14 protein-coding genes and 1 tRNA gene are annotated in these 13,156 nt (G+C 71.0%); 6 read left to right on the forward strand and 9 right to left on the reverse strand.

The genetic code is table 11. The annotated features are described in order from the left end of the window. Window positions 1–91: 91 nt before the first annotated feature. Window positions 92–1,378, reverse strand: a complete 1,287-nt coding sequence (locus SM450_RS13480; RefSeq protein WP_474620079.1) for an MFS transporter — start codon at window positions 1,376–1,378, stop codon at window positions 92–94. A gap of 98 nt (window positions 1,379–1,476) precedes the next feature. On the opposite strand from SM450_RS13480, the gene SM450_RS13485 reads away from it, so the two are divergent. Further along, window positions 1,477–1,950 carry a hypothetical protein gene (locus tag SM450_RS13485; protein WP_474620080.1) on the forward strand — a complete coding sequence of 158 codons (474 nt, stop codon included), beginning with the start codon at window positions 1,477–1,479 and terminating at the stop codon, window positions 1,948–1,950. Between the two features lie 48 nt (window positions 1,951–1,998). On the opposite strand, the gene SM450_RS13490 is transcribed toward SM450_RS13485, so the two are convergent. The 4 genes from SM450_RS13490 to SM450_RS13505 all read right to left on the reverse strand — a co-directional run bounded on the left by SM450_RS13490 (window position 1,999) and on the right by SM450_RS13505 (window position 5,203). Then, the gene (locus SM450_RS13490; RefSeq protein ID WP_474620452.1) at window positions 1,999–3,102 is read right to left on the reverse strand and encodes a calcium:cation antiporter; all 1,104 of its coding nucleotides are present in this window, start codon (window positions 3,100–3,102) and stop codon (window positions 1,999–2,001) included. A gap of 208 nt (window positions 3,103–3,310) precedes the next feature. After that, a complete protein-coding gene (locus SM450_RS13495; RefSeq protein WP_474620081.1) occupies window positions 3,311–3,982 on the reverse strand; it encodes a DUF3800 domain-containing protein in 672 nt (223 codons plus the stop codon). A gap of 175 nt (window positions 3,983–4,157) precedes the next feature. Next, window positions 4,158–4,234, reverse strand: a tRNA-Pro gene (locus SM450_RS13500). A 75-nt stretch (window positions 4,235–4,309) separates the two neighbouring features. Next, entirely contained in the window at window positions 4,310–5,203 is an 894-nt protein-coding gene (locus tag SM450_RS13505) for a metallophosphoesterase (RefSeq protein WP_474620082.1), read from the reverse strand. Between the two features lie 25 nt (window positions 5,204–5,228). On the opposite strand from SM450_RS13505, the gene SM450_RS13510 reads away from it, so the two are divergent. After that, the gene (locus SM450_RS13510) at window positions 5,229–5,684 is read left to right on the forward strand and encodes a GatB/YqeY domain-containing protein (RefSeq protein WP_474620083.1); all 456 of its coding nucleotides are present in this window, start codon (window positions 5,229–5,231) and stop codon (window positions 5,682–5,684) included. Between the two features lie 68 nt (window positions 5,685–5,752). On the opposite strand, the gene SM450_RS13515 is transcribed toward SM450_RS13510, so the two are convergent. Beyond that, the gene (locus SM450_RS13515) at window positions 5,753–8,176 is read right to left on the reverse strand and encodes a transglycosylase domain-containing protein (protein WP_474620084.1); all 2,424 of its coding nucleotides are present in this window, start codon (window positions 8,174–8,176) and stop codon (window positions 5,753–5,755) included. Between the two features lie 358 nt (window positions 8,177–8,534). Here SM450_RS13515 and SM450_RS13520 point away from each other — a divergent pair, with 358 nt between their 5' ends. Next, window positions 8,535–8,855: a WhiB family transcriptional regulator gene (locus SM450_RS13520; RefSeq protein ID WP_474620085.1), complete on the forward strand. Its 321-nt coding sequence runs from the start codon at window positions 8,535–8,537 to the stop codon at window positions 8,853–8,855. A 20-nt stretch (window positions 8,856–8,875) separates the two neighbouring features. Here SM450_RS13520 and bagB read toward each other — a convergent pair whose 3' ends face one another. Genes bagB through SM450_RS13535 form a run of 3 tightly spaced genes read right to left on the reverse strand, consistent with a single transcriptional unit; the run spans window position 8,876 to window position 11,685 of the window. Then, the gene (gene bagB, locus SM450_RS13525; RefSeq protein ID WP_474620086.1) at window positions 8,876–10,027 is read right to left on the reverse strand and encodes an ATPase BagB; all 1,152 of its coding nucleotides are present in this window, start codon (window positions 10,025–10,027) and stop codon (window positions 8,876–8,878) included. A gap of 54 nt (window positions 10,028–10,081) precedes the next feature. Next, a complete protein-coding gene (gene bagA, locus SM450_RS13530) occupies window positions 10,082–11,056 on the reverse strand; it encodes an ATPase BagA (protein ID WP_474620087.1) in 975 nt (324 codons plus the stop codon). Window positions 11,057–11,082: 26 nt separating this feature from the next. Further along, a complete protein-coding gene (locus SM450_RS13535) occupies window positions 11,083–11,685 on the reverse strand; it encodes an Rv0361 family membrane protein (RefSeq protein WP_474620088.1) in 603 nt (200 codons plus the stop codon). 338 nt (window positions 11,686–12,023) lie between these two features. Here SM450_RS13535 and SM450_RS13540 point away from each other — a divergent pair, with 338 nt between their 5' ends. The 3 genes from SM450_RS13540 to SM450_RS13550 all read left to right on the forward strand — a co-directional run bounded on the left by SM450_RS13540 (window position 12,024) and on the right by SM450_RS13550 (window position 13,155). After that, window positions 12,024–12,470 carry a hypothetical protein gene (locus tag SM450_RS13540; protein WP_474620453.1) on the forward strand — a complete coding sequence of 149 codons (447 nt, stop codon included), beginning with the start codon at window positions 12,024–12,026 and terminating at the stop codon, window positions 12,468–12,470. Window positions 12,471–12,532: 62 nt separating this feature from the next. Then, window positions 12,533–12,688: a DUF4177 domain-containing protein gene (locus SM450_RS13545; protein ID WP_013289021.1), complete on the forward strand. Its 156-nt coding sequence runs from the start codon at window positions 12,533–12,535 to the stop codon at window positions 12,686–12,688. Between the two features lie 5 nt (window positions 12,689–12,693). Further along, a complete protein-coding gene (locus SM450_RS13550) occupies window positions 12,694–13,155 on the forward strand; it encodes a RidA family protein (RefSeq protein WP_474620089.1) in 462 nt (153 codons plus the stop codon). The last annotated feature ends 1 nt before the right edge of the window (window position 13,156 follow it).

A 13,156-nucleotide genomic window follows, 5' to 3' on the forward strand; every position in this document is an offset into this window, starting at 1 on the left:
GACCAGGCCGACGAATCCCCTTCAGGACAGCAACGTCGGTCAGGCGGTGAGTCAGACCAGGCCGGGTGACCCCACCCCTCCATCCTCACTGTCAGGCGGCGGGCGTGGGCTGGGGGGTTGGGATTTGGGTGGGGGTGGGGCGGCCGTCCTGAGCGGGGGTGAGCAGGGGGCGCAGCGACAGGGCCAGCAGTGAGGCGGCCAGGCAGCCGCCCACCACGACCGCCACCCAGACCCGGCCGTTCGCCGCGCCGATCAGCGGCCCGGCGGTGACCGGACCGACGACCCCGCTGATTCCGAAGATCATCGAGCTCATGGCGTTGTACCGGCCGCGCAACTCGTCTGTGGCAAGCGCGTTTGTCAGGGCGGGCATGACCGGCGACAACATCGTCTCGCCGAACCCGAAGATCGCCGAGCAGGCCACCACGCCGAGCGCCGCCAGCAGCGCGTTGCCGCCGCCCACCACACCTGCCGCGCCGAGAACAAGCCAGGCGCCCGCGAACACCGCGCCGACCGCCGCAAGCGCGCCGGTCCGGCTGCGCCCCTCCATCCGGCGGATCACCAGCAGTTGGGAGAGCACGATCATCACGGTGTTGGCCGTGAGCGCCCAGGCCACCACGCGCGGCGTCACCTCCACGACCCGGACCGAGTACGCGGCGAAGCCCACCTCGATCTGCGCGTACCCGCAGGTGGTGAGCACCAGGCCGAAGAGGACGAGCCGGCGGAACGGCCGGTCCCGCAGCACGGTGAGGTAGCCGCCGGCGGTCGCCGACGCCGCGCCGGCCCCGCCCGCGACCGGCCGGCGCCCCACGTGCGGCAGCGTGAGCAGGATCAGAGCCGGCGTCAGGTAGCTCACCGCGTCCAACAGGTAGATCGCCTGGAAGGTGACCGGGCGGGCCACGTCGACCACCGCGCCGGCGATCAGGCCGCCGGTGCCGATGCCCAGGTTGAGCAGCGCGAAGTTGAGCCCGAAGACCCGCTGCCGCTCACCGTCGCCGGTCAGCGAGGCGAGGATGGTGTTCTGCCCGGCCCAGATCGCCGAACTGCCGACCGCGACGAGGGTCATCACGCCGAACGCCGACGCGGTCGAGTCGACAAGCCCCAGCGAGGCGGTGCCGACCGCCTCGACGACCAGGCAGGGCAGCACCACCCGGCGTGCGCCGAACCGGTCGATGAGCGTGCCGCCAAGCGGCGACAGGGCAAGCGTCACCGCGCCGAACCAGCCGATCACCAGGCCGGCGCGGGCATCTGTCAGGCCACGCACGTCGGTGAGGTAGATGAACAGGAACGGCAGGGTGAGACCGCGCCCGACGGCGGAGAGCAGGGTGCCCAGGAGGATCCGGCGGGCTTCGGGACGAGCGGGCAGGGCGCGGCGCAGCATGGTTGGGATTCTGGGCGGCGGGTACGACGATCGCGACCCGTTTACCTCCGACCCGGGTGGACACGGAGCACGTCACACCCGTCTGCGATGCTGGCGCGGTGTCCAGCACCTGGCGTCATCTGCCCGCCCCGGCCCGCGAGATCGCCGTGACCGCCACCGACGCGGTCGACGCGGCCCGGGCGCGCGACGCCGAGGCGTACCGGCCGGCCGTGGAACGACTCGCCGCCGCCGACCGGGCCGGGCTGGTGCTCGGCGGCGTGGTCCGGCTGCTGCTGGAGCAGGGGCATCCGGACGGGTTGGACGGCGACGACGTCCGCCAGGTGCTGGAGCGCTGCGTCCGGTCGAGCGCGACGTGGTGGCCCGAGGTCGACCCGCACGTCCTGCTGGTGCTGCTGGCCGGCGCTCTCGGCGTCTACGACCCGGGCGACGACGACAACCCGCCGGACCCGGCGTCGGTGGCCCGGCACGCCCCGCTGCTCGTCGCCGACCTGCTGGCGGTCACCGGTCGCCCGCTCGCCGACTACCTGACCGCGGCGTTCACCGAGGTCGCCCGCACCGAGCTGCACGACTGAGGGTGCGTTCGGGCCGGCGGCGACCGGTCGCGGCGTCGCGGCGTCCGGTCACGGGCTGGCGGCGAGGAAGACGAACGCGGCCAGCAGCACCAGGTGCACGCCGCCCTGGAGCACGGTGGCCCGCCCCGGCACCACGGTGAGCACGGCGGTCACCGCGGTCAGCGCCAGCAGCGTCATCTGGGTGCCACCCAGGCCCAGCAGCAGCGGGCCGTCCAGCCAGATCGAGGCGATGGCGATCGCCGGGATGGTCAGGCCGATGCTTGCCATCGCCGAGCCGAGGGCGAGGTTGAGGCTGATCTGCACCCGGTCCCGCCGGGCCGCCCGGGCGGCGGCGAGCGTCTCCGGCGCCAGCACCAGCAGGGCGATGATCACCCCGACGAACGCCTGCGGCAGGTTGGCCGCCTGGACGGCGGTCTCGATCGCCGGAGAGACGGTCTTCGCGTCGCCGACCACCGCCACCAGGGCCACGACAAGCAACGCCAGGCTGGCCAGGGCGGTACGCGTGGACGGCGGCTCGGCGTGCCCGTCGCCGTCCCGGTCCTCGGCCAGGATGCTGCCCTCCTGGGTGACCGGGAGGAAGTAGTCCCGGTGCCGGCCGGTCTGCACCATCACGAACAGCAGGTAGAGGGCGAGCGACGCGACCGCCGCGAAGGCGAGCTGGGCGGGGGAGAACTCCGGACCCGGTCGGCTGGTGGTGAACGTCGGCACCACCATGCTGAGCGTGGCGAGGGTGGCCACGGTGGCCAACGCCCCGCCGGTGCCCTCCGGGTTGAACACCGCCACCTGCCGGCGCAGCGCGCCGAGCAGCAGCGACAGGCCGAGGATGCCGTTGCAAGTGATCATCACGGCGGCGAAGACGGTGTCCCGCGCCAGCGCCTGCGTCTTGTCCCCGCCGCTGATCATCAGGGTGACGATCAGACCGACCTCGATCACGGTGACCGCGACGGCCAGCACCAGTGAGCCGTACGGCTCACCCACCTTGTGCGCCACCACCTCCGCGTGGTGGACGGCCGCCAGGACGGCGACCGCGAGCAGGGCGGCCACCACGAAGATCAGTACGCCAGGTAGTTCCCGACCCCAGGTGAACACGAGCAGGAGCACCGCGACCACGGGCGCGACGGTGGTCCAATCGGTCAGGCGGGACCGGATCATGGCTGGCATGCGTCCTACTTTGCCAGGTGGGCCGATCAACGGCCCACAGCCGGGCGCACGGGCCGCCGCGTCGCCGGGCTCGCCGATTCCCTTCTGCCAAGTGAGTCCGCGAGTTAGGATGAACCTGCGCGACCCCGTTCGACGAAAGAGCCCCTGGGCTCTGGCGAGAGCCTAGTTGGGCGGGGGTTCGTGCTGTCGGGGCTAGGGGCTAGTAGTAGTGTGTCTTGCCCGACGCCCAGAGATCGTATTCGTAGCGGATCTTCGGGCGGATCATCTCAAGGTAAGTCTCGTCGCCTCGCTCTCGCCTGCGGGTCACTGCCCAGGTGCAGTAGTCCGCAGCTTGCAGGGCAAAGTCGCTTGAGCACGGCCAGAAGGCAAGGCTGCGTTTGACCCGGTAGCTCACGCACTGGGTGAGGACATCCTCGATCGCCCCACGGAAGGCTTTGCGAGTCTTCTTGGTGCCGAGTTCGGCCGCCACGATCAGCGCCTCGTCGTCCTGGGCGAAGAGTCTCGGTGCGAGCCACTTGAGGTGGTAGTACCACGCGTACTGGTAGAAGATCGCGTCGGTCCGGTGGATGTGTGGCTGCGCCTTCGACTTCTCAAGCAGCGTCACGTCGAACTGGAAGTCGATCGATGACAGAGCGGCAAACACGGCTACCCGGACGTCGTGAGAGTCCTTCGTGGCATGGAAGTAGGAGTCGAGGCCATGGTTCCGGAATGCCAGCTCGTCGCGGAGGGCTGCCAGCGTCGCCCGAAGCTTCCGCAGCTCCGCCTCGTCGATGACCAGGGTTCCGACCGCGAAGTACTTCGAGATGTTCGGCCCCTTCGTGAAGGACAGGTCACCACTCTCATCCGAGAAGAGGAAACGGCGGGCCACCATGCCACTCCGAGGGTGAGACGAGGGGGGACCTCATCGTAGTATCTGGCCCGTTACGCTGTGTTCATCCACGCCGAGACATCCGACTGCCACCTTTCCCGCCGCATCACGAGGAACAGTGAGCACCGGGAACGGGTCAAGGCCCCTCCGTGGAGGGGCCTTGACCGTCATCTACCTCTGGTCGGGGTGGCCGGATTCGAACCGACGACCTCTTCGTCCCGAACGAAGCGCGCTACCAAGCTGCGCCACACCCCGAGGCGTGCCGACAAATACTAGCCCACCCGTCCCCCGGATCAAATTCGGTATCCCCTGCCGCGGCAGGGGAGCGGTTCAGCGGGGGATCAAGGTCAGGATGCTCGCTTCGGGGCGGCAGGCGAAGCGGATCGGCGCCGTCGGGTGGGTGCCCAGCCCGGCGGAGACGTGCAGCCAGGAGTCCGAGCCGGGCCAGCGGTGCAGGCCGCGCGCCATCGACCGGGGCAGCCCGCAGTTGGTCACAAGCGCGCCGTACCCGGGTACGCAGACCTGCCCGCCGTGGGTGTGCCCGGCGAGCAGCAGCCCGAAGCCGTCGGCGGTCATCCGGTCCAGCACGGCCGGCTCCGGCGAGTGGGTCAGCGCGATCGACAGCGCGCCGGGGTCGCTCACCGGCCCGGCCACCGCGTCGTAATCGTCGCGTTCGATGTGTGGGTCGTCCACGCCGACCAGCTCGATCTCCCGCCCGCCCGCCTTCAGCGTGGTGCGGGCGTTGTTCAGGTCCGCCCAGCCCGCGCCGGTGAGGATGCCGCGCAGTTCCTCGTACGGCAGCGGCACGCCCTCGGCGTACCCGCGGTCGGGCAGGAAGTAGGTGAACGGGTTCTTCACGACCGGGCCGGTGTAGTCGTTGGAGCCGAACACGAACGCCCCGGGCAGGTCGAGCAGCGGCTGGAGGGCGCGCAGCACGCCGGGCACCGCCTCCGGGTCGGCCATGTTGTCGCCGGTGACCACCACCAGGTCGGGGTCGAGCGCGGCGAGTGAGGCCACCCAGTCCTGCTTACGCCGCTGGTTGGGCATCATGTGCAGGTCCGACAGGTGGAGTACCCGCAGCGGCTCGGCGTCGGTCGGGAGCACCGGCACGTCGTACCGGCGGAGGGTGAACAGGTTGCGCTCGACGAGCGACGCGTATGCCAGGGTGGCCGTGCCGACGGCGGCGGTTCCGGCCGCGAGCCGGAATAGTGTGCGCTTTCGCATGGTGTTCAGGGTAGTTTGACCGTCCATGAGCACGCTGAAGGACCGTCTCACCACCGACATGCGCGCCGCCCTGAAGGCGCGCGACGAGCTGACCACCTCCACGTTGCGGATGGCTCTCGCGGCCGTCGGCAACGCCGAGGTCGCCGGCCGGGAAAAGCGCGAGCTCAGCGACGACGAGGTGCTCGCGGTGCTGACCAAGGAGGCGAAGAAGCGGCGCGAGGCGGCCACGGCGTTCGCCGACGCGGGGCGCGCCGAGCAGGCCGGCAAGGAGACCGCCGAGGGTGCGGTGCTGGAGCGCTACCTGCCGAGGCAGCTTCCCGACGACGAGCTGGCCGAGCTGGTCTCGGGGGCGCTCGCCGCGGGCGGCTTCACCGGCAAGGGGCAGATGGGCCCGGCCATGAAGGCGGCCCAGGCCGCGGTGGCCGGCCGGGCCGAGGGGGGCCGGGTGGCCGCCGAGGTACGCCGGCAGCTCGGCCTCTGAGGCTCTGACGAAACGACAAACGGGCGGGCACCCGCTGGGGTGCCCGCCCGTTTGTCGTCGTTCTCCGGTCAGCGGCGTCCAGGCCGCCCGTTGCCCGGGTTCGGTGGTGTGCCCGGCCCGGTGGAGCCGTCCGGTTTCGGCGCGCCCTGGCCGGAGCTGACCTCGATCAGGACCACGCCGCCCTTGATGGTGCGCCCGTCCGGGCTGGTGCCGGCCGCGCTGCCGGCCGGGCACTCCGACGGCACCCGGTTGCTGGAGACGACCGGCTCGAAGCCGGCGCCCTTGATCCGCGACTTGGCGGTGTCGACCGACTCGCACTTCACGCCGGGGATAGAGCGCTGGTCACCCATGACGATCTTGCCGCTCGGCGGGGTGAAGTTCTTCCGCTCCTTGCCCTTCATGGCGTCGCGCAGCGTCTCGTAGACGGCCGGGTTGATGCCGTCCTTCACGTCGTGGCCCATCTTCTGGTTGGTCTGTGCCCAGTCCGGGTCGGCCATGATGCCGGCGACCGCGTACTGCTTGGTCATGGCGACCAGGGCGGAGGTCTTCTCCGAGTCGGTGGTGCCGGACTTGCCGGCCACCGGCGCCTTGACGATGTCGTGCACGTTGCCGGCGGTGGCGGTGCCGCACTTCGAGGTGCTGGAGTGGTCGCCGACCGGGCAGCGGGCGGCGTCCACGGCGGCGCGGGCCACCTCGGTGCTGATCCGCTGCTCGCAGCGCGGGTTGGCGATGTCGAGCTTGTCGCCGTCCGGCCCGCGGATCTCCTGCACCGGGATCGGCTCGCAGTATTTGCCGTCGGCGGCAAGCGTGGCGTACGCGTTGGCGAGTTCCAGCGGGGTGGTCTGCGAGACGCCGAGGCTGAACGCGCCCCACTGGTGCGAGTCGGCCGCGAGCGCGGCGTCGTCCGACGAGCGGAACGTGATGCCGAGCTTCTGCGCCGCCTTGACCACGTTCTCCGCGCCGACCCGCTGTTGAAGGTCGATGAAGAACGTGTTCACCGAGAAGCCGAAGCCGCTCCACATGTTGTGCATGCCGGCCATCGCCGGGTTGGCGTTGGTCGGGCAGTATTTGCTGGTGCCCGGGCAGGCCGCCGGGGAATTGAACTTGACCGGGTAGTCCGACTTGAACACCGGCTGCGCGTTGATCGGGTAGCTGAGCGGATAGCCCTTCTCTAGCGCGGCCACCAGCGTGAAGATCTTGAAGGTCGAGCCGGCCTGGTAGCCGGCGATGCCGGGGCCGCCGGTGATCAGCGGGTTTACCGTGTTCGGGTAGTTGCCCCGGATGCCCTTGCGCGCCTTCTTCGGCTCGCTGGCGAGCTTGTTCTGCGGGTGCTTCGGGTCGTCGATCTTGAACTTGCGGTTCGTCGCCACGGCGCGGACCCGGCCGGTGCCGGGCTCGATGACGGCCACCATCCGGGCCGCCTTGCTGCTCTCGCTCAGGTGGTTGCGGACGGCCCTGTCGGCGGCCTTCTGCGCCTGCACGTCCATGCTCGTGACGATGGTGTAGCCGCCACTCTTCAGCCGCCGCTCGCGGTCGTACGTGGTGCCGCCGAACGTCTCTTGCCCGAGCCACCAGCGGTAGAAGAAGTCGCAGAAGAAGCCCCAGGAGTTGGTGCTGGTCTGGACGCAGCCGTTCGGCGTGCGCTTGTCCTTCACCACCAGCTTGATCTTCTTGGCGGCGTCCGCCTCCGCCTGGGTGATCGCGCCGATCTGCACCATGTTCTGGATGACGTAGTCGCGCCGGCCGACCGCCTCCGGGTAGCCGGCCTTGGTGGTCGGGTCGAACGCGGTAGGCGCCTTCACCATGCCGGCGAGCATGGCCGACTCCTGGATGTCGAGCTTGCTCGGCGGCTTGCCGAAGTAGACCTGGCTGGCGGCGTAGATGCCGTACGCGCCGTTGCCGAACGCGGCGATGTTCAGGTAGCGCTCCAGGATCTCGTCCTTGGACAGCTCCTTGTCGACCTGGAGCGCGAGGCTCATCTCGCGCAGCTTGCGGGCGCTCGTGTCCTCGGTGGCGGCGACCACGTCGGCCGGGTGGGTGGCCGAGTAGGAGATGGCCAGCCGGACGTACTGCATGGTGAGCGTCGACGCGCCTTGCTGGGAGGAGCCGGACGACTGGTTGTTGACGAACGCCCGGGCCACGCCGTTGAGGTCGACGCCGTTGTGCTTGTAGAACTCGTGGTCCTCCGCCGCGATGAGGGCCTTCCGCATGATCGGCGAGACGTCCTTGAGCCCGACGTCCTTGCGGTTCTCGTCGTACATGGTCGCAAGCGGCGTCTTGCCGTCCGAGGCGAGCAGGTAGGTGATCTGCGGGGCCCGGGCCACCGTCAGCTCCTTGGGCAGCGCGCCGAATGTCTCGGCGCCCGCCTTGGCGGCAAGGCCGGACATCGCCACCGCGGGGAAGGCCGCCGCGGCGACGACCACGCCGGCCAGCAGGCCACAGATCAGCAGCGATGCGGCGTTGGTAAAGACATTGTGGTCACGTTTCCGCATCCAGGTCACCTCGACAGGGTACGCGAGCAGGGAACGGCCGGCGCACGGGGAACTTTCCCCATTTCCATCACGCGCCGGCCTCGTTGTGCTAAACGCACGAGCCCCGGTCCGGGGTTGCGTGAGATCCGCAGGAAGTCGTCGCCGATCTCGGGGAGCGGCGCGGCGTTTGTCCGAACCGGGGACGGGTAGTCGGCCGGCGCTGGCCCGGTAAGCCGGGAGTGTCCGGAATGATAGATTTAGCCGACAACGTTGCGTAATCACACGACTACACAGCATGATGATGACGGCCGGACGACCGGGGGGAAGTTCGGGCCGCTCGCACGAAGTCGGTAGGCACTGCAAGGGGGGACGAGTACAGATGGGCATGATCACTGACTGGCCGTCACTGGCGGCATGTCAGAACGGGGACCCGGACGCGTTGTTCGTACAGGGCGCCGAACAGAACGTGGCGAAGAGGATCTGCCGGAGCTGCCCAGTTCGGTACGAGTGCCTGGCCGACGCGCTCGACAACCGGATCGAGTTCGGGGTGTGGGGCGGCATGACCGAACGCGAACGACGTGCGCTGCTGCGCCGTCATCCGCAGGTGACAAGCTGGCGCAAGATGTTCGAGGCCGCCATGAAGAAGAACGCCAAGGACAAGTCCGGCAAGGACAAGGTTTTGGTCACCACCGCCACCTGACCGTCGGCCGGCCGGCCGGTTCACCGCCGGCTGATCGCCTCGCCGATCGTCCGCAGCCCGTCGACGTCGTGCACGTCGGCGGGCTGCGCCGTCACCGACACCGCCGGCACCGCCGGGAACGCCTCGGTGAACCGGGCCGCCACCCGCTGCTCGCGTACCGCCTGCTGGGCCAACGCGGCGTGCGCGCGCAGCACCTCGGCGGCGCCCTCGTGCCCGCCGGAGGCCGACAGCCGCTCCGCGGCGGCCAGGCTCCGCTCCGCGGACAGCCCCGCCGCCGCCGGCCGGTGCACCCGGTTGAGCACGAGCCCGGCCAGCGGCATCCGCTCGTCGCGCAGCCGGCCGGCGAAGTAGGCGGCCTCCCGGACCGCGTCCGGCTCCGGCGCCGCGACAAGCAGGAACGCGGTCTCCCCGGCCTGGAGGATCCGGTACGTCTGCTCGGCCCGCTGCCGGAACCCGCCGAACATCGAGTCGAGCGCGGCGACGAAGCCGGACAGGTCGGTGAGCAGTTGCGCGCCGAGCACCTTCTGCACCACCTTCGAGAACATCCCGAAGCTCGCCGTGACCAGGCTGAACATGCTCCGCCCGCCACTGCGCGCCGGGGCCAGCAGCAGCCGCAGCATCCGGCCGTCGAGGAACCGGGACAGCCGGGCCGGCGCGTCGAGGAAGTCGAGCGCGGAACGGGACGGCGGGGTGTCCACCACAATCAGGTCCCAGTCGCCGCGGGCGTGCAACTGGCCCAGCTTCTCCATCGCCATGTATTCCTGCGTGCCGGCGAAGGTGGAACTCATCGCCTGGTAGAAGGGGTTGGCGAAGATCTCCGCCGCCTTCGCCGGGTCGGTGTGCTGGAGCACCACGTCGTCGAACGTGCGCTTCATGTCGAGCATCATGGCGTGCAGCTCACCGCCGCTGGCCTCGACGTCGATGCCCTTGACCTGGCGCGGCGTGTTGTCCAGCTCGGTCAGCCCGAGCGACTGCGCGAGCCGGCGGGCCGGGTCGATGGTGAGCACCACCGTCCGCCGGCCGTGCCGCTCGGCCGCCCGGAGCGCCAGCGCCGCGGCGGTGGTCGTCTTGCCCACACCGCCCGCCCCGCAGCAGACCACGATCCGCACGCCCGGGTCGGCGAGGATCTGGTCGACGTCCAGCGGAGGCGCCGCGTCTTCGGAAGGCACCAATCGAGCGTATCGGTCCCGAGGGGCTCTCTGCTCCGTGCCGGCCGCAGGTGTGAGTCAATCCGCCCGGACGAGCGCCTCGGCAAGCGTCTCCAGCCCCGCCCGGTCGACCCCGTCGGGCAGCAGCGGCAGCTCGGTCAGGGGCAGTTCCAACTCCACCAGGTCGCCCCGCAGCGAGTCCTCCAGGTCGCGGCGTACCCGCTGGTCGCGGGCCTCCTCGGCGAGGCCCGCCACGGTCCGCGCGTCGGTGGGCAGGCCGGCGGCGGCCAACCCCCGCTTCAGCTCCGCGGCGGTCACCGGCCGGCCGGCCGGGACCGGCGGACGGACGGCGTTCACGATCACCCGGCCGACCGGGAAGCCCAACTGGGTCAGGTCGGCCACCGCGTCGAGCGTCTCCTGGACCGGCATCTCCTCCAGCAGCGTCACCACGTGCACCGAGGTCATCGGCGAGCGGAGCAGCGCGGACACGCCCTCGCTCTGGGTCTTGATCGGGCCGACCTTGGCGAGCCGGGCGGTCTCCGCCGTGACGTTGAGGAACCGCCCGATCCGCCCGGTCGGCGGGGCGTCCAGCACCACCGCGTCGTACGCCCGGCGCGACCCGCTGGTGCGCGTGGTGGCCTCCTTGACCTTGCCGGTGAGCAGCACGTCCCGCAGGCCCGGGGCGATCGTGGTGGCGAAGTCGATCGCACCGAGCTTGCGCAACGCCCGGCCGGCCGCGCCGAGCTTGTAGAACATGTCCAGGTATTCGAGGAGGGCCTCCTCGGCGTCGACCGCGAGGGCCCGCACCTCACCGCCGCCGGGGGCGTCGGTGAGGTGCCGCTCCTCGTACGGCAGCGGGTCGGTGTCGAAGAGCTGGGCGATGCCCTGCCGCCCCTCCACCTCGACCAGCAGGGTGCGCCGGCCCCCGCCGGCCAGCCCGAGGGCCAGCGCGGCGGCCACGCTTGTCTTCCCCGTGCCGCCCTTGCCGGTCACCACGTGCAGGCGGCCCGGCCATCTGCCGGCGGACTCGGCCGGCTGCTCACTCGCTGCCACCCGTCGAGCCTAACCAGCCGGCGGGATCAGGCGACCTCGCAGACCCACCAACCCGTCTTCCGCACCACGGTGAAGCGCAACTCCTGGTCGGCGACCTTCTCGTCGGCGGTGGTCATGGTGACCCGGGTGGAGACCGTGGCGCGGTCCCCGGTCTGGTTGTCGACGGTCGGGTTGGTCCAGCGGAAACGCGGGTTCTGGTATTGCCCGGCGTACTTCTGCACCTCGGCGACCTTGGCGGCGATCCGCTCGTCGTCGCGGGCCGCGGAGCAGACGAACGTGGCCGCCTTCTCGACGTCCTGCTCCTGGTAGACGGCCTTGAGGAAGCCGTCCACCGCGACCTGCGGCTCCTCCGCGCCCCGGCCGTCCTCGCCGTTGCGGAGGGCGAGGAACGCGGCCGTGCCGCCGCCGCCGCAGAGCAGGACCGCCGCGACAAGCACGATCGAGACGATCAGCAGGGACCGGCGTTTGCGCGGGTGCGCCCCGGGTGGGTACGGCGGGTGGCCCGGTGGCGGTGTGGCCGCGTGTGACGGCTGGCCGGGACCGGTCGGTGGGGTGGCTCCAGCGGACACCGGTTGCGGGATCGGGTCGCCGGGCGTGCCGGTGGTGCCACCGGCGGGCGGTTGGGTCATCGGACTCCCCCGGGTTGCGGCGCGCCCGTCGCCGCCCCAGGCGACGGGCACGGGTCGAGGTGGTGGGCGGGCGAGCGACCGCGACCGCCCAGTCCGGAAGGGTAGCGGTCGGCGGGCCACTTGCCAGCCCCGCGTGCACGGCGTGCCGGATGCGAAACCGCCATCGCGTTTCGGACCAGGCTTGTGTCGCATATGTGACTTACTGTGACCAGGCGTGCGCGTCCCGTTGTCGAAGCGGGTGGGCACGCCCTACGTTCGTCGCGAAGCGGTGACCGGACCGAGGGAGGCCGAGCCGCAGGGTGGTGTTGATGAGCAGGTATGACGCCCGGAGGCAGCGCATGCGCGACGCGGAGAACGTTCCCCGAGCCCAGTTTCCCCCCGGCGACCGGGCCGCGCGACCCGGCGACGCCGACGGTCCCGGCGCGGGGACACCGTTCAACGAGCGCTCGTACCGACCCGCGGCGGAGGTGGTCCGGACGCTGGTCCGGCCGGCCGTGCGGGGTCGGGACGAGGAGGAGCCCGGCTACGTCATCCACCTGCCGGTGCGGGTGCCCGACCTGGCCTCGGCCACCGCGCTCGCCGGCGTCGTGGCCACCTCGCTCGGCTTCCTCGCCGAGTTGGACGCCGGCGAGACCACCGTCTCCACCGCCGACGACCAGAACAACAGGCACCGCGTCTTCTGCGACCTGTTGCTCGCCGACCGCAGCCGCTGCCCGCAGCGCTACGAGCACGAGGGGCCGTGCGGCGAGCCGCCCGCCCCGGAGCAGCGTCCCGCGACTGACTGAGGCCGCCGGACCGTAGGCTGTGCCTGACCGAAGTCCACGTCAGGCAAGGGAGCCTTCCGCCGATGCAGAAGTGGGAATACGCCACGGTGCCGCTGCTGGTCCACGCGACCAAGCAGATCCTCGACAACTGGGGTGAGGACGGCTGGGAGCTGGTCTCCGTGGTGCCCGGCCCGAACCCGGAGCAGCTCGTCGCGTACCTGAAGCGTCCGAAGGGCTGAAGCCGATGAGCAACGGACCCCACGCCAAGCTCGCCGAGCTGGGTCTCGAACTGCCCGAGGTGGTGCCGCCGGTGGCCAGCTACGTGCCGGCCGTCCAGTCCGGGCAGCACGTCTACGTCTCCGGTCAGCTCCCGATGGCCGAGGGCAGGTTGCTCGCCACCGGCAAGGTCGGCAACGGCGTCTCTGCCGAGCAGGCCAAGGACTTGGCGCAGCGGTGCGCGCTCAACGCGCTCGCCGCGGTGGACGCGCTTGTCGGGCTGGAGAACGTGGTCAAGGTCGTGAAGCTGACCGGCTTCGTGGCCAGCGCGTCCGGCTTCACCGGCCAGCCCGGGGTGATCAACGGCGCGTCGGACCTGCTCGGCGCGGTCTTCGGCGAGGCCGGCCGGCACGCACGCAGCGCCGTCGGCGTGGCCGAGCTGCCGCTCGACGCCCCCGTCGAGGTGGAGCTCATCGTCGAGGTGGGGTAGC

It is taken from the genome of Micromonospora marincola (genome assembly GCF_056150385.1).